General features: G+C 52.5%; 14 protein-coding genes. 3 read left to right on the forward strand and 11 right to left on the reverse strand.

The features are described from left to right. Positions 1-182 precede the first annotated feature (182 nt). Complete coding sequence (kdgK, locus tag E1B03_RS25095) at positions 183-1,112, forward strand: 2-dehydro-3-deoxygluconokinase (protein WP_008786409.1); 930 nt, start codon at positions 183-185, stop codon at positions 1,110-1,112. Positions 1,113-1,210: 98 nt separating this feature from the next. On the opposite strand, the gene E1B03_RS25100 is transcribed toward kdgK, so the two are convergent. From E1B03_RS25100 to E1B03_RS25115, 4 genes are all read right to left on the reverse strand, one after another. Continuing rightward, a complete protein-coding gene (locus E1B03_RS25100; RefSeq protein ID WP_103769499.1) occupies positions 1,211-2,704 on the reverse strand; it encodes a M16 family metallopeptidase in 1,494 nt (497 codons plus the stop codon). A gap of 222 nt (positions 2,705-2,926) precedes the next feature. Further along, complete coding sequence (dctA, locus tag E1B03_RS25105) at positions 2,927-4,213, reverse strand: C4-dicarboxylate transporter DctC (RefSeq protein ID WP_006687518.1); 1,287 nt, start codon at positions 4,211-4,213, stop codon at positions 2,927-2,929. 157 nt (positions 4,214-4,370) lie between these two features. Then, positions 4,371-6,377, reverse strand: coding sequence for a biofilm formation regulator HmsP (gene hmsP / locus E1B03_RS25110; protein WP_133087107.1), 2,007 nt, complete (start codon positions 6,375-6,377; stop codon positions 4,371-4,373). Positions 6,378-6,603: 226 nt separating this feature from the next. Continuing rightward, a complete protein-coding gene (locus tag E1B03_RS25115; RefSeq protein WP_133087108.1) occupies positions 6,604-6,711 on the reverse strand; it encodes a type I toxin-antitoxin system toxin Ldr family protein in 108 nt (35 codons plus the stop codon). Between the two features lie 426 nt (positions 6,712-7,137). Here E1B03_RS25115 and megL point away from each other — a divergent pair, with 426 nt between their 5' ends. After that, positions 7,138-8,334, forward strand: coding sequence for a methionine gamma-lyase (megL, locus tag E1B03_RS25120; RefSeq protein WP_103769496.1), 1,197 nt, complete (start codon positions 7,138-7,140; stop codon positions 8,332-8,334). Between the two features lie 117 nt (positions 8,335-8,451). After that, positions 8,452-9,750, forward strand: coding sequence for an SLC5/6 family protein (locus tag E1B03_RS25125; RefSeq protein WP_103769495.1), 1,299 nt, complete (start codon positions 8,452-8,454; stop codon positions 9,748-9,750). 33 nt (positions 9,751-9,783) lie between these two features. On the opposite strand, the gene E1B03_RS25130 is transcribed toward E1B03_RS25125, so the two are convergent. The 7 genes from E1B03_RS25130 to E1B03_RS26290 form a co-directional block, all read right to left on the reverse strand. Further along, positions 9,784-10,986 (reverse strand): sigma-54 interaction domain-containing protein, encoded by a 1,203-nt coding sequence (locus tag E1B03_RS25130; RefSeq protein WP_103769494.1) that lies wholly within the window; start codon positions 10,984-10,986, stop codon positions 9,784-9,786. 176 nt (positions 10,987-11,162) lie between these two features. Then, positions 11,163-12,167, reverse strand: coding sequence for a dipeptide ABC transporter ATP-binding subunit DppF (gene dppF, locus E1B03_RS25135; RefSeq protein ID WP_133087109.1), 1,005 nt, complete (start codon positions 12,165-12,167; stop codon positions 11,163-11,165). Then, positions 12,164-13,147 (reverse strand): dipeptide ABC transporter ATP-binding protein, encoded by a 984-nt coding sequence (dppD, locus tag E1B03_RS25140; RefSeq protein WP_133087110.1) that lies wholly within the window; start codon positions 13,145-13,147, stop codon positions 12,164-12,166. Before dppD ends, dppF begins: the two co-directional genes overlap by 4 nt. Positions 13,148-13,157: 10 nt before the next feature. After that, on the reverse strand, positions 13,158-14,060 hold the full coding sequence (gene dppC / locus E1B03_RS25145; RefSeq protein ID WP_133087111.1) for a dipeptide ABC transporter permease DppC: 903 nt from the start codon (positions 14,058-14,060) through the stop codon (positions 13,158-13,160). Positions 14,061-14,069: 9 nt separating this feature from the next. Further along, the gene (gene dppB, locus E1B03_RS25150; RefSeq protein WP_133087112.1) at positions 14,070-15,089 is read right to left on the reverse strand and encodes a dipeptide ABC transporter permease DppB; all 1,020 of its coding nucleotides are present in this window, start codon (positions 15,087-15,089) and stop codon (positions 14,070-14,072) included. 165 nt (positions 15,090-15,254) lie between these two features. Beyond that, positions 15,255-16,862: a dipeptide ABC transporter periplasmic-binding protein DppA gene (gene dppA / locus E1B03_RS25160; protein ID WP_133087114.1), complete on the reverse strand. Its 1,608-nt coding sequence runs from the start codon at positions 16,860-16,862 to the stop codon at positions 15,255-15,257. Continuing rightward, entirely contained in the window at positions 16,777-17,013 is a 237-nt protein-coding gene (locus E1B03_RS26290) for a hypothetical protein (RefSeq protein ID WP_162604169.1), read from the reverse strand. Before E1B03_RS26290 ends, dppA begins: the two co-directional genes overlap by 86 nt. Positions 17,014-17,243: the final 230 nt, after the last annotated feature.

Genomic DNA, 17,243 nt, shown 5'->3' on the forward strand with positions numbered 1-17,243 from the left:
TTATCGGCGCTCAGGCGCAGAACTTTACGTTCAGCCGTAGGCAAAGTAGAAACTAAGCGGCAAAAAACAACGCAGAACACGTGCTGGCTCAAAAAAATAATGGAACGATGTTTTAATATAGTTGACCACTTAACACCCACAGCGCACACTAACGCTAATTTTTTTCAGAGCAGGTTACGACTATGTCCAGAAAGATTGCCGTGATTGGCGAATGCATGATTGAGCTGTCACAGAAAGGCGCTGACGTTCAGCGCGGATTTGGTGGCGACACGTTGAATACATCCGTTTATATCGCCCGTCAGGTCGATGCTGCGGCACTTTCCGTACACTATGTGACTGCACTGGGTACCGACAGTTTTAGCCAACAAATGCTGGAATCCTGGCAGGGCGAAAACGTGGATACCTCATTAACCCAGCGCATGGAAAATCGCCTGCCTGGCCTTTACTACATTGAGACCGACAGCACCGGCGAGCGTACTTTCTATTACTGGCGTAATGAAGCCGCCGCAAAATTCTGGCTGGAAAGCGAACAGTCCGCCGCTATTTGCGAAGAACTGGCGACATTTGACTATCTGTATCTGAGCGGAATCAGCTTAGCGATTTTAAGCCCGGCGAGTCGTGACAAGCTGCTGTCATTGCTGCGTGAATGTCGTGCCAACGGTGGAAAGGTCATTTTTGACAATAACTACCGTCCACGCCTGTGGAGCAGTAAAGAAGAGACCCAACAGGTGTATCAGCAGATGCTGGAATGCACCAATATCGCGTTCCTGACGCTGGACGACGAAGATGCGCTATGGGGTGAAAAACCGGTTGCCGAAGTGATTGCCCGTACTCACGCGGCTGGCGTACAGGAAGTGGTTGTGAAGCGCGGCGCAGACTCTTGCCTGGTTTCCATTGCAGGCGAAGAGCTGATCGACGTCCCGGCAGTTAAACTGCCGAAAGAGAAGGTGATCGATACCACCGCTGCGGGAGACTCCTTCAGCGCCGGGTATCTGGCGGTACGTCTGACCGGTGGCGATGCCGCTGAGGCCGCAAAACGCGGTCACCTGACGGCAAGCACCGTTATTCAGCATCGCGGTGCAATCATCCCCCGCGACGCCATGCCGCAATAATTTATTGTTCCTGTAGGCCGGATAAGGCGTTTACGCCGCATCCGGCATTGGGTACGCCGGGGGCGCTTCGCTTGCCCGGCCTACAGGTTACGGTGCTCTTACTGTACCGGCGGGATGTCCGTCACTTCAGGATGCGATTCATCCGTTTCAACCGACGTTGCCGCTGCGGTAACGGGTGCCATAATGCTATCCCACGTCGCCTGCAGATCCTTCATATTGAATTCAGGTTCGCCCTTCGGCTGCAGCAGAATTAACGCCATATCTTGCGACAGTTGCTGGCGCAGATCCTGGTTCAGCATCTCAACACTCAGGCTGTTCAGGAAGCTCTGGCGTAAACGCTGATACTGTTCAGGCGCAATATCCACCACCTGGTTTTGCAGCGAGCGCAAACGCTGGCTGATCAAAATATCGGTGTCGGTGCGGCCATAGGTGGCAAATAGCTTCTGCAATTCCAGATTCTTTTGCGCCACCAGCGCATTAAACTCTTCTTCCGGCAGCCCCTTATCACGCACTTTGGCTAGCTCACGTGCAACCGTACCGAGGTTCGCGTTCAGCTTACCGTTCGGTGATTCAACGTTGATGGCGCATTGCGCACGCAGGAACAGCACCCGACAGTCAAATCCAAGACCAATGTCTTTGGCGTTGTTTTTGGTAAGCTCCTGCTGAATGTGCCAGAACAGCGCCTCACGGGCTAAATCAGCGCGCCAGTAACGTAACAGCGCGGCAGATTCACGGATTGGCTGCCACGGCGTATCCCACATAATAGACAGGCGATCCTGACGTACCGCGTCGGTCATAATGCTCACGGCCTCGGCACGCAGCGGAGAGAGCGTCGGTACCGGCGCTGGAGTTTCGCGTTTGCCTTTTAACTCGCCAAAGGTTTTATTGATTTGCTCAGCTACGCTGCGCGCATCAACGTTACCGACGATAATGAGGGTCATTGCATCCGGGGTATACCATTTCTGGTAGAAGGACTGGATTTTCGACGCGTCGACTGGCGTTTTCAGCGGATCGGCAGGATCGTGACCCAGCAGCGTCGATCCCTTCAGACGATAGCGCCACCACCCCTCTTTGGTATCTGACGGCCAGGTTGCCACCATGTCCTGGCTACTCAGCGCATGATTGACCGTTTCAGGGGTGATGCTCAGATTGCCGGAGATATTCGCCAGATAAGAGAGTGACTCTTTCAGCAGATCGTTGCGGCTGTTTGGCAGGCTGAGGTTGTATAGCGTGGAATCATAGGAAACGATAACAGGCGGCATGGGACGTTTGGGATCGAACCCCTGCTGCCATAATGAACGGGCTTGCGTGGCATCGAGGCCACCGCTTTGCGTCAGCGCGATACGCGGGATCGCATGGCTGAAACCACTCTGTTGTGTACTTTCGGTGAGTGAACCGGTATTGACCAGCAGGCGAACCTCAATACGGTCGCTGGGGCGCTGGGGAGTGGCTAAGACTTGCCACTGTAAACCATTTGCCAGCGTGCCCTGTTGCCACGCCGGGTCAGGCTGGAGCGCATCTGCCTGCACATAGCCGGCAGTGGCCATCATCAGCAAGCCGCCCGCTAAAAGTCGAATTTTTGTGCCCTGCATGTGAACCCCTGATCAACTATCCTGGAAATAAAAAGACAGCCCGTGAAAGGACTCTCTGAATATGACGTTAAAAACACTTCGTGTTAGACCGCAAGAACATAAAAATGTCACGGAGGAAGTGAAAAAATCCCGACGCCGCCGAATCGGCGGTTTCAGGCACAGGGGGTAATTATGCGCAAACACCCGCAGTCCTGGAAGGGACTACGGGCATAAGTGACGAGATTAAGAGGATAAATCGTGCGTTTTGCCATCCGGCGCACGATTATTCAACGTGTCATCCAGCTTTTTGGTATCCAATTCTTTCACCCATTTAGCCACAACGACAGTTGCAACACCGTTACCGATCAGGTTGGTCAGCGCACGGGCTTCTGACATGAAGCGGTCAATACCGAGAATCAGCGCCAAACCAGCAACCGGCAAATGCCCTACTGCGGAGATAGTCGCGGCCAGAACAATGAAGCCACTCCCGGTCACACCCGCAGCACCTTTTGAGGAGAGCAGGAGCACCACCAGCAGGGTTATCTGATGGAAGATATCCATATGGCTGTTGGTGGCCTGAGCAATAAACACCGCCGCCATCGTCAGATAGATGGATGTCCCATCAAGGTTAAACGAGTACCCCGTGGGTATAACCAATCCGACAACCGACTTCCGACAGCCCAGTTTTTCCATCTTATCGAGCATACGCGGCAGCGCAGACTCGGAAGAAGAAGTCCCCAGAACGATCAGCAGTTCTTCACGGATATAGCGGATGAATTTAAAGATACTGAAGCCGGTTGCGCGCGCAATTGAACCCAGCACCAGCACCACAAACAGAATACAGGTGATGTAGAAGCAGATGATCAGCTGACCCAGCTGCACCAGCGTCCCGACGCCATATTTACCGATGGTAAAGGCCATGGCACCGAAAGCACCGATCGGCGCCAGGCGCATGATCATATTGATGATGCCGAAAATAACCTGCGAAAAACTTTCAATCACGTTGAAAATCATCTGGCCTTTGCTGCCCAGACGATGCAGCGCAAAACCAAACATTACCGCAAACAGCAATACCTGCAGGATGTTACCGCTGGCAAACGCGCCAATGACGCTCGCCGGGATAATATCCATCAGGAAACCTACGATCCCCTGGTCTTTTGCCTGTTCGGCGTAAATCGCAACCGCTTTGGCATCCAGCGTCGCCGGATCGACGTTCATCCCGGCACCAGGTTGCACCACGTTGACGATGATAAGGCCGATGATCAGCGCAATCGTACTGACAATTTCAAAATAGAGCAGTGCAACCGCACCGGTGCGGCCCACGGCTTTCATACTTTCCATGCCTGCAATGCCGGTAACGACAGTACAGAAGATGACAGGTGCGATGACCATCTTGATGAGCTTAACGAAAGCATCACCCAGCGGCTTCATTTGGGCGCCTAATTCAGGGTAGTAATGGCCAAGGAGAATACCTATGGCAATTGCTGTCAGGACCTGAAAGTAAAGGCTTTTGAATATAGAGGTTTTCATAGGGTGTCCTTAAAGTAAAAACCACAGGTCTTGTAAGGTTTTGTTTAACCTGCGGCCTTAAAGTAACACCCACTCAACATGACAGAAATGCGCCTGGATCATAATTGATACATAAATGTTAAAAATTTTGAGCTGGCTCGCACAAGCGAGACCTTTTTTAACTTTTGTAATCAGCGTTTTCCGGCGCCAGGTAACGTTCTTCGAAGGTATTTGCCGGAACCGGACGAGCAAACAGGAATCCTTGTGCCACTTCCACCCCTGCTTGTGATAACCATTCGCGCTGCGCTTCGGTTTCGACGCCTTCGGCGATCATCTGCAAATTAAGACTATGAGCCAGCTGTATGATGGCGGAGATCATGCTGCAATCTTCAGGAACACCATCGACAAACATCTTATCGATTTTAAGTACATCTACAGGTAACGACTTCATATGCTGCAGCTGTCGTAGACCCGCATACCCCATACCAAAGTCATCCAGCGCAATACGCACGCCCGCGTTGCGCAGCGGGCGTAAAATAGCCACAGCGGCATTAGGATCGTCAATATGTCGGCTTTCGGTCACTTCCAGAATCAACGTCCCTGGCTTGATGCGATAGCGGTTTAGCAATTCCAGCAGATCCGACACCATACTGGGGTGCATCAGCTGTAACGCAGACAGGTTTACCGAGAGCGGTAGCATCAGGCCACGTTCCTGCCAGGCTGAGAGCTGGCGGCATGTTTCTTCCAGCACCCAGTAACCAACCGTCACCATCAGACCACAGGACTCGATTCTGTCGATTAACCCTTCTGGCAGCTCCCAGCTTCCGTCCGGCTGCTGCATCCGCAATAAGGCTTCCGCGCTCAATACCTTACCGCTGGACATCTCCACCTGCGGCTGCATCCAGAGCGCAAACTGATGGTTATCCAGCGCGGTCAGAATATCGTTCTCTTCCGTCAAACGCTGCTGCGCCTCTTCCATCTGCAACGGATCAAAGAACTGAATCTGATTTTTACCCTTATGACGCGACGTTAAGACGGCTGAGAGCGCCCGGCGATATAGCTGCTCTGCGGTTAAATCACCATTAAACATCGCCACACCAATGTTGCAGGTCGGACGCAGTTGAATGCCCTGAATTGGCAACCGCTCGTTAACGATAGTGAGTACTTGCTGACCTAACGTAATCGCATGCCAGGGCTCTTTTACACCATGTGCGATAATAGCAAAATCATAGCCGCTCACCTGGGTCAGCACCATCCTGGGGGCTAATACCGACTTCAGCTTTTCGACCAGCGTGAGCAGCAGAATTTCCCGCTGGGTTTCGGTTAACACTCCCGCAGTATCACGCAGGGTTTCACAGGTGACAATCATCAGCGCCGTCGTCTGCTGGCGGGTAACAACCTGCTCCAGCAGCCCCATTAGAAACGACTTGTTGGGGAGTTCGGAAACCGGAAACCGCATTGCATAGTCGCTTTGCTCTTCGCTATGGCGCTTAATCAACTGCTGATTGAGGTTGTAGCTACGCACCAGCATTCCAATCTCATCATCCTGATGAAGATGCGGTAATTCCAGTTGATAACCAATCAGGTCCTGTTGTTGAATGTCGTTTAGCTCACGAGCGATTTTGCGTAAAGGGTGCACAATCAATCGGTTAATGCACCAGGAGATAGCGACTGTCAGTATTAACGACAAAAGTAAGTAAATGGTCACTAACGTCGAGAGCGTACTCATCACGAACTTGTACATGCGGTACGAATCCGCCTGTAGCACCAGATACGCCAGCGGTTGTGGGTTTGCAGAACGCTCAAGAGAATAAACCGGCAGCGAAATCTGTACCGGAAGCTCAAACAGGCGGGTCACCGTAACCGGAACCGGGCGTTCAGGAATAAAGCTCATCCGCAGCGCCTGAAACTGATTGGGCAGCACCACATCAGCGCGGCTAACCACGCCGGCTGGCCGAATACTTCTTAAAATGGCTTCCGCTTCGGGAATATCCCCTTTGAGGATTGTGCCCGACAGAGGCTCACGGACAGAGCGAGCGATACTTTCCAGTTGGGTAGCCGTGTTATAGCGGTTCTGTTGGACCAGATGGAACAACAAAACGGTGCAAAAAATAAAAACAAACACCATGACAACGGCCGCAACCATTGCCATCTGCTTAATTGTTAACGAGCGACTGACACGCAAACTGACTCTCCACGGATAGACGAAACTGCCGTCAGAGTATACCCGATCGTAGCGGTATTAAGAGAGGCGGTATCTGAAAACTTCCCGGCATGCATTATCGCGACAGGATAGGTACCTGGCGTCGAGATTTATCTGCATTTAAGCCGAAAAAGGCCGCAAGGTTAACCCCTGCGGCCTGGTTCGGGCGCATGTTGCCATCACGGCAGGCAGACGCCCACAAAGCGTATTACTTCCTGTTACGCAGCCAGCCCACAATCAGGCTGGCAATAATGCCAGCGATGACTGGAGCTGCTAAATCGTGCCAGAAGGCCACGCCTAACTGTGCGAGCGTCATATAGCCGCCTGTGTTGCAATGGCAACTGTTCACGGCTATCCTTGAGTTGTTCAGGTTCAAGTCAGCCCCCGTTTTGTTGCCAGGTTTATACCGAACAACGTGCGGGGGTTTTCTCTTTCCAGCAACCGATGCCGCCGGGGATCAAGCCCCCGCAACATTGCGCCTCACCGGGAATTCCCAGCTTGTCGCTGATTCTACGGTAGCCCACTTGCCATATCACTGCGCAATATTGCGCTCTGCGTAGCGCCTCGCATTTAACCCGTTTTTCTCGCCGGTACGCTGGAAAGATTCTTGCCAGTTGGCAACATTCCTGCCGACTATTAATGCATGAGAATACATAACAGACTGATATCTATAATTTAATTTTCTGGCACAGCGATTGCTATTTGACTGTGAGCTGTTCTGTTCCGAATTAAAGGAGATATCATGTCTGACTGTCGTACTTACGGATTCAACACCCAGATCGTTCACGCGGGGCAACAACCCGACCCTTCAACTGGCGCGCTCAGTACGCCTATTTTCCAGACTTCCACGTTTGTTTTTGACAGCGCCGAACAAGGTGCCGCCCGCTTTGCGCTCGAAGAGTCCGGGTACATTTACACCCGTTTGGGTAACCCCACCACCGATGCGCTGGAGAAAAAGCTGGCGGTGCTGGAACGAGGTGAAGCCGGACTGGCAACCGCATCCGGTATTTCTGCCATCACCACAACGCTGCTGACATTGTGCCAGCAGGGTGACCATATCGTTTCCGCCAGCGCAATTTACGGCTGCACCCACGCGTTTTTGTCGCACAGCATGCCGAAGTTCGGGATTAACGTCAGCTTTGTCGACGCGGCAAAACCTGAAGAAATCCGCGCCGCTATGCGCCCGGAAACCAAAGTGGTGTATATCGAAACGCCAGCCAACCCGACGCTGTCGCTGGTCGACATTGAAACGGTAGCCGGTATCGCCCATCAGCAAGGCGCATTGCTGGTAGTGGATAACACCTTTATGTCGCCATACTGCCAGCAACCTTTAGTGTTGGGCGCGGACATTGTGGTGCACAGCGTCACCAAATACATCAACGGTCACGGGGATGTGATTGGCGGCATTATCGTCGGCAAGCAGGAGTTTATTGACCAGGCGCGCTTTGTTGGGCTGAAAGATATCACCGGCGGCTGCATGAGTCCGTTCAACGCCTGGTTAACGCTGCGCGGCGTTAAAACCCTGGGCATTAGAATGGAACGTCACTGCGAAAATGCGATGAAAATCGCCCGCTTCCTCGAAGGGCATCCGTCCATCACCCACGTGTATTATCCAGGCCTGTCTTCGCACCCGCAGTATGAGCTGGGCCAGCGGCAGATGAGCCTGCCTGGAGGAATTATCAGCTTCGAAATCGCCGGCGGCCTCGAGGCTGGCAGACGGATGATCAATTCTGTAGAATTGTGCCTCCTCGCGGTCAGTCTCGGTGATACCGAAACCCTCATTCAGCACCCAGCGTCTATGACACATTCGCCCGTTGCGCCAGAGGAACGGCTTAAAGCAGGTATTACCGACGGGCTTATCCGTCTTTCTGTGGGTCTTGAAGATCCAGAAGATATTATTAACGACCTTGAACACGCCATCAGAAAGGCAACATTCTGACCATTATGACCTGAACCGACGCCGCTCGGTTCAGGTTGTTGAGAATCAAGGCACAACAGTCTGGCAATACGCGCAATCCTGTTTCGGGGAGAGCGTGTATTTTGGGCAGGGGGTTCTATGCAGGACAACACATTACAATTAAGCAACAATACAGCAACCACCGTACCATTCTCAAAGAAAATACCATTTACGAAATACGATTTTGGCTGGGTATTACTGTGCATCGGCATGGCAATTGGTGCCGGAACGGTACTGATGCCGGTACAAATTGGCTTAACAGGCATTTGGGTATTTATCGTCGCCTTTATTATTGCCTATCCGGCTACCTATATCGTACAGGATATTTATTTAAAAACATTATCAGAAAGTGAAACCTGCAATGACTACACGGATATTATAAGTCATTATCTGGGGAAAAACTGGGGCGTATTTCTTGGCGTCATCTATTTTCTGATGATTATTCACGGAATATTTATTTATTCCTTATCCGTGGTTTTTGACAGCGCCTCCTATATCAAAACCTTCGGCTTGACCGAGGCCGATCTTTCACAATCGATAATCTACAAAGTGGCCATTTTTGCCGTGCTGGTCGCCATTGCTTCCGGGGGAGAAAAACTGCTGTTCAAAATCTCCGGCCCAATGGTGGTAGTCAAAGTGGGTATCATCATCGTGTTTGGTTTTGCGATGGTTCCGCACTGGAACTTCGCTAATATCAGCGCATTCCCTGCAGCATCGGTATTCTTTCGCGACGTGCTGCTGACCATCCCGTTCTGCTTCTTCTCAGCGGTGTTTATTCAGGTGTTGAACCCAATGAATATCGCCTACCGCAAACGGGTGGCGGATCGGGTGCTGGCTACGCGTATGGCAATCCGCACGCATCGTATCAGTTACATTACGCTGATTGCGGTCATTCTATTTTTCTCTTTCTCTTTTACCTTTTCCATTAGCCATGAAGAGGCCGTTTCGGCCTTTGAACAAAATATTTCCGCACTGGCGCTGGCGGCGCAGGTCATTCCTGGTCAAATTATTCATATCACCTCCACGGTGCTTAATATCTTCGCCGTATTAACCGCATTCTTTGGTATTTATCTGGGGTTCCACGAAGCCATTAAGGGGATTATTCTTAACGTTCTGAGCCGCGTTATTGACGTCGAGAAAATTAATCCCCTGGTGCTTACGCTGGGTATTTGCACCTTTATTGTTATCACTCTGGTCATTTGGGTATCGTTTCGCGTATCGGTACTGGTGTTCTTCCAGTTAGGCAGCCCGCTGTACGGAATTGTGTCATGTATTATTCCGTTTTTCCTAATCTATAAAGTAACGCAGCTGGAAAAGCTGCGCGGGCTGAAAACCTGGCTCATCCTGTTGTACGGGATCCTGCTGTGCCTGTCGCCACTATTGAAACTGATTGAATAATCGGTTTACAGCGCCGTCAGCCACTGGCGGCGCTTAACTCACACTTTCCAGTTGATAGCTGCGAATTTTATTCAGTACCGTGGTATGCGATACCCCCAGCGCTTTGGCGATATGCCGCGACGACACATTCTCTTCTACCATCTGCTCAATCAGCTGGCGTTCAGCACACAAAACCTGTTCTTTAAAAGGACGCTCTGTCGGACCCTGTTCAACGGCAGGCAAATTCACCATCCCTAATTCTTCCCGCGTAATGACATCGGACTCCGCCATCAGCATCAGGCGAATAATGGTATTTTCCAGTTCGCGCACGTTCCCCGGCCAGCTATGATGGTGCAGAGCATCAAAGCAGGCTTTATCCAGAATGATTCGCCGCTGAAATTCCTTCGCGTATTTCTGCACAAAGTGGCGAATCAGCAGGCTGATATCCTGTGGGCGCTCCCGCAAAGGTGGAATAGTGAGTGAAAGTACGTTGATACGGTAATAGAGATCGGCGCGCAGCAGACGTTGTTCCACCATCTCTTCCAGATTGGCGTTAGTTGCCACAATAATACGCACATTGACCGGAATAATTTGCGCCCCGCCAACGCGACGGATCCCGCCATCCTGAAGTACACGCAGGAGTTTAGCCTGTAAGCTCAGCGACATTTCACCAAATTCATCGAGGAAAAGGGTGCCTTTATCGGCCATTTCAAACAGCCCTTTTTTACCTTTGCAATCTGCGCCGCTAAAAGCGCCCTTCTCATAGCCAAAGAATTCACTCTCCATTAGCGACTCAGGAAGCGCAGAGCAATTGACCGGTATAAACGGATAAAAACGTCGCTGTCCGGAATTATGGATAGCCCGAGCCAACAGCTCTTTGCCGGTGCCCGTATCACCGCGGATCAAAACGGTATATTTGCTGTCAGCAATTTTTATCGCCTTTTCGATAAGCGCATGCATGCTCTGGCTGCTGCAAATAATGTCAGAGAAATAGCGTGGACGCTCCGGCTCAGACATCGATAGTTCGCTTATCTCCTCACACAGGTAAGCGACGTTAATAATATCGGCGCGCTGGCTTAAACAGGATTGCACGCAGGAAATATCCTGTAACTGGCGGCACCAGGATTTAATCAAGATCCGTCCAGGCGTGACTTTCATGGAGATGATATTGATATCGCAGCAGGAAAATTCCTTCAGGACATCCTCAACCATCGACAGACGATCAATTGTTTTAATATCCCAGCGTATCGTGACCACATTTGCTCCTGATAGTTAGCAACTGCGAAATAGATATTTCTGTGACGAGAGGAAATCTGACTACATTTTAGACGCTATGGAATAATGTTCTGCCATAGGACTCACATTGTGGACGTAAAAACAGAATATAAAAAAACCGGAGCACAAGGCTCCGGTTATCGGGTCATAACCCACGTTTATCGCTGTGGGTTTTCATCCTGGTCAACGGCGAAACAGGCTACCAGTTGACCGCCATAGTCTTTCAACTGCGGCTGAAGCTGGGTACACGGACCAAAGCGACGACGGCAGCGTGCGTTAAACGCACAGCCCGGCGGCGGATTCAGCGGACTTGGCAACTCACCGGTCAACTTGATACGTTCACGACGATCGTCAGGATTCAGGCGCGGCGTTGCGGAAAGCAGCGCCTGCGTGTACGGATGACGCGGATTGTTAAAGATCTGATCCTTCGTTCCTTTTTCCACGCAGCGGCCTAAGTACATCACCATCACTTCATCCGCAATGTGCTCAACCACCGACAGGTCGTGGGAGATAAAGACGTATGACAACCCCAGGTCCTGCTGCAAGTCCATCATCAGGTTCAGCACCTGCGCACGAACGGAAACATCGAGCGCGGAAACCGGCTCATCGGCAATCACCACGTCCGGGTCAAGCATCAGCCCGCGAGCGATGGCAATACGCTGACGCTGGCCACCGGAGAACATATGCGGATAGCGGTCGTAGTGCTCTGTTTTAAGCCCCACTTTCGCCATCATCGCCAGCGCTTTTTCACGACGCTCCTCTTTGCTCAACGTGGAGTTGATCAACAGCGGCTCTTCCAGAATCTGCCCGACTTTCTTACGCGGGTTCAACGAACCATACGGGTTCTGGAACACAATCTGGATTTTCTGTCGACGCAGCTTCTGCGCCTGCGGGTCGTGCTTAAGCAGATCCTGTCCCTGGTAATACAGCTCACCACCGGTCGGGACTTCAATCATCGTCAGCAGGCGGCCAAGGGTGGATTTCCCACAGCCCGACTCGCCTACTACCGCCAGCGTTTTACCGCGTTCCAGAGTAAAGGAGACACCATCCAGCGCTTTTACCAGGCGTTCCGGGGCGAACAGGCCCTTTTTCACCGGGTAGTGTTTTTTCAGGTCAATTGCCTGCAACAGCGGCTGTGGCAAAGCGGCCTTTTGCGTACTCATAGCCCAGGCCTCCCGGCATCATCAAGTGGATAGTGGCATTTCGACTGACGACCGCCTTCCAGCAGGTTCAGTTCAGGTTCTTCAGTGCGGCATTTGTCTGTTGCATAGGGACAGCGTGGGTTAAGCAGACAGCCGCTCGGGCGGTCGTATTTCCCCGGTACCACGCCCGGCAGCGAAGCCAGCCGCGCTTTATCCTGAGCGAACTCCGGCAACGCGCGCAGCAACGCCTGGGTATATGGGTGACGCGGCGCGCGGAAAATATCCTGCGCGGATCCGGTTTCCACGACCTGGCCTGCGTACATCACGATGATTTTGTGCGCCGCTTCTGCCACCAGCGCCAGATCGTGCGTGATTAAAACCAGCGCCATGTTCTCTTTTTGCTGCAATTCCAGCAGCAGCTCAATGATCTGCGCCTGAATAGTCACATCCAGCGCCGTGGTCGGTTCGTCGGCAATCAGCAGCTTCGGACGACAGGCAATCGCCATCGCGATCATCACACGCTGGCTCATCCCACCGGACAACTGGTGCGGATAAACATCCAGACGTGAGGCCGGGTCAGGGATCCCCACCAGCGTCAGCAGGTCAATCGCCCGCTGAATACGCGTTTTTTTGTTGCCGCCCTGGTGCACCTTGATGGCTTCCATAATCTGGTAACCAACGGTATAGCACGGGTTAAGGCTGGTCATTGGGTCCTGGAAGATCATCGCAACTTCCGCGCCCACTAACTGGCGACGCTCTTTCTCAGAGATACGCTTCAGGTCACGACCATTAAATTCCAGATTTTCGGCCATAACCCGGCCTGGGTAGTCAATCAGTCCCATAATCGCCAGCGAGCTGACGGACTTACCAGAGCCGGACTCCCCTACAATGCCAACCACTTCACCCTGGTTCACACTGTAACTAATGCGGTCTACAGCGCGGAATTCGGAACCTACGTCGCCGAAGTGCACCGATAATTTATCTACATTTAATAACGCCATCTCGAACCTCTTACTGCTTCAGTTTGGGATCGAGCGCGTCACGCAGACCGTCACCCATCAGGTTAAATGCCAGCACCGTCAGCAGGATTGCCAGCCCCGGGAAGGTCACGACCCACCAGGCGCTTTGCGCGAACTGCAACACGTCAGAGAGCATGGTGCCCCATTCCGGCGTAGGCGGCTGTGCACCCATCCCCAGGAAGCCGAGGGCAGCCATATCGAGAATGGCGTTAGAGAAGCCCAGCGACGCCTGAACAATCAGCGGCGCAAGACAGTTAGGAAGAATGTTGACGAACATCTGGCGCATCGCACCGGCTCCCGCCACGCGGGATGCGGTGACGTAGTCGCGGTTAACCTCCACCAGTACGGCGGCGCGCGTTAAACGGACATAGTGCGGCAATGCCACGAACGTCAGCGCCAGCGCGGCGTTGCCAATCGAAGGGCCAAATACCGCCACTAGCACCAGCGCCAGTAACAGACTCGGCAATGCCAGCATGATATCGACCACACGCATGATGATGTTATCGACAATCCCGCCAAAGTAACCGGCGATCAGCCCGAGAATCACCCCCATCAGCAGGGAGAGTACGACCACCAGACAACCAACCAGCAGCGACAGACGCGCACCGTACATCAGGCGGGACAGCACATCGCGGCCCACATCATCTGTACCAAACAGATGCGCCATGGTACCGCCTTCCTGCCACGCAGGAGGAGCCAGCAGCGTATCGCGGAACTGCTCTGCCGGGTTGTACGGCGCGAGGACGTTGGCAAAGACCGCAATCAGGATCATCACCACAACGTACACCAGCCCAACAACCGCACCTTTGTTGCGTTTAAAATAGTGCCAGAACTCCTGCAGCGGAGTCATCGGCACCGGTGCAGCAATAACTTTATTTTCAGTAACCTGTGACATGATGGCCCCTTACTTCTTATGCCGAATACGCGGGTTCACCACGCCGTACAGCAGGTCTACCAGCAGGTTGACGAGGATAATCATCGTCGCGACCAGCAGCACCCCGCCCTGCACCACCGGATAATCACGGCGTTGCAGCGCATCAATCAGCCAGCGCCCCAGACCCGGCCACGAGAAGATGGTTTCGGTCAGGATCGCCCCGGCCAGCAGCGTACCGACCTGAAGACCGATAACGGTCACAACGGGCAGCATCGCGTTACGCAGAGCGTGAATGATGATGACGCGCATACGGGTCAGGCCTTTGGCGCGCGCGGTGCGGATGTAATCCTCGCCCAGCACTTCCAGCATCGATGAACGGGTCATACGTACAATGACCGCCAGAGGAATGGTACCCAGCACCATCGCCGGCAGGACCATATGCGCCAGCGCATCAATAAAGTTGCCCTCTTCACCCCAGATGGCGGTGTCTATCAGCATAAAACCGGTCAGGGGATTGGAGTCATCAAGGAACACCATGTCGCTCACCCGACCAGAAACCGGCGTCAGGTTCCACTGCACGGAAACCAACATGATCAGCATCATGCCCCACCAGAAGATCGGCATGGAGTAACCGGTCAGCGCCAGGCCAACCGCGGTGTGATCGAAAATGGAGCCGCGCTTCACGGCAGCAAGTACGCCCACCGGAATACCCACCGCGACGGCGAAAATCATCGCGCAAACGCCGAGTTCCAGCGTTGCTTTAAAGCGAGGTACGAACTCGTCCCACACCGGTAAGCGGCTTTTCAGTGAGATACCTAAATCACCATGCATAACCCCCCAGATATAATGGAGGTACTGCTGCCACATCGGTTTATCCAGACCGAGTTCAGCCAACAGTTGAGCATGGCGCTCAGGGGAAATTCCACGTTCACCCGCCATGATCATTACCGGATCGCCGGGGATCATATGGACGAAGGCAAAGGTGAGAAGAGTGATACCGATAAACGTGGGGATGACGAGTCCCAAACGTCGGAGAATGAACTGCAACATAACCCGGATTCTCTCTAATGACGCACGGCCTGGAACCGTGAGTCTGTATTGCTCACAAATCTTATCCCACGCAAACTGCATCGCGGGTAAAGCATTACGCCGGATGGCGCTGCGCTTATCCGGCCTAACAATACCGGGGCGCAGCGCTTCCTTAATTGCTTTTAATTATTCGACAGAGACGTTTTCGAAGTGGTGTTTGCCTAATGGATCAACCACATAGCCTTTCACTTCTTTACGCACTGGTTCGTACACGGTGGAGTGAGCAACAATCAGAGCCGGAGCCTGATCGTGCATAACAACCTGCGCTTGCTTGTACAGTTCAATACGTTTGTTGTGATCGTCGGTCGCACGCGCCGGCTGGATCAGGTCTTCAAACGGTTTGTAGCACCAGCGAGAGTAGTTGGAACCGTCTTTCGCTGCCGCACAGCTGAACAGGGTAGCGAAGAAGTTGTCCGGATCCCCATTGTCGCCGGTCCAGCCCATCATCACCGCCTGATGCTCACCCGCTTTGGCGCGTTTCAGATACTCGCCCCACTCGTAGGTCACAATCTTGGCCTGAACGCCAATTTTCGCCCAGTCGGCCTGAACCATCTCCGCCATACGGCGTGCGTTCGGGTTGTACGGACGCTGTACCGGCATCGCCCACAGCTCAACGGTAAAGCCTTTATCCTGACCGGCTTCCTTCAGCAGCGCTTTGGCTTTCTCAGGATCGTAGGTGTAGTCTTTAATGTCGTCGTTATAGCCCCACATAGTCGGCGGGATCAGGTTCTTCGCGGCCACGCCAGCGCCCTGATAAACCGCTTTAATGATGGCTTCTTTGTTCACCGCGTAGGTCAGCGCCTGACGGACTTTCACGTCATCAAACGGTTTCTTCTCGGTGTTGAAAGAGAGGTAGCCCACGTTCAGACCGGCCTGTTCCATCAGGTTGATGTTTTTATCTTGCTTCATGCGCGCGATGTCTGCCGGGTTCGGGTACGGCATCACCTGGCACTCGTTCTTCTGCAGTTTGGCGTAACGCACGGAAGCGTCAGGCGTAATGGAGAAGACCAGACGGTCGATCTGCGGCTTGGTGCCCCAGTAACCTTCGAAGGCTTTATACAGAATACGGGAGTCTTTCTGGTACTGCTGCAGCTGGAACGGACCGGTTCCGATTGGGTTCAGATCCACTTTCTCCGGGGAACCGGCTTTCAGCATGTTGTCCGCATATTCTTTGGAAAGAATAGACGCGAAGTCCATCGCCAGGTCAGCCAGGAAAGGTGCTTCCGGGCGAGTCAGCACGAATTGAACGGTTTTATCGTCCACTTTTTTCACTTCAGAGATCAGATCTGGCAGACCCATCCCTTCGAAGTATTCATAGCTGCCGCCAGACACTTTGTGGTACGGGTTCTGGGCATTTTTCTGACGATCGAAAGAGAACACCACGTCATCGGCGTTTAAATCGCGCGTCGGTTTGAAATCTTTGCTGTCCTGCCACTTCACGCCCTGGCGCAGGTGGAAGGTATAGGTTTTACCGTCTTCGCTGATTTCCCACTTCTCAGCAAGGCCCGGGATGACTTCAGTTGTACCCGTTTTGAACTCAACCAGGCGGTTATAGATCGGTACGGAGCTGGCATCATAGGTAGTGCCAGAGGTGAAAAGCTGCGGGTTAAAGCCTTCAGGAGATCCTTCTGAACAATAAACCAGAGTTTTAGCCTGTACGCTTGCTGCGACGGTCATAGCCACCAGGCTCAGACCAAGCTTCAGCATCCCTGACTTCTTCAAGGAAATACTCATTCTTCTGCTCCAAATGTGATGTTTGTTGTTTTACCCTTTGCAGTGGGTTTGCACCGCCTGGCCTTTTTTGTTTTTTACCCGGCCGGGTCGGCGTTAAGAGGATGGGGATTCCGTTCACATAAGCGACTGAGTTGCAGTGCGGATTCTCCATGAAATGCCCCTCATGCCCTACAATCTGTCAACAGAATGTGAAAACGTCAATACAGGTAACCGTGATTTACACCAACGGTGAGAATTCGCAAACAAAGATTAAAAAAAGTGCAGAAGGACATTTTCAGCAGGGAAATTTGTGCTACGCGCACTATGCCAGAATAAACATCTTCATATTTCGCAACATTTGGTGATTAACAATTATGCAATTTCTTAAAACTTTCTAAATTA

It is taken from the genome of Citrobacter arsenatis (assembly GCF_004353845.1).
Classification (GTDB): Bacteria; Pseudomonadota; Gammaproteobacteria; order Enterobacterales; family Enterobacteriaceae; genus Citrobacter; species Citrobacter arsenatis.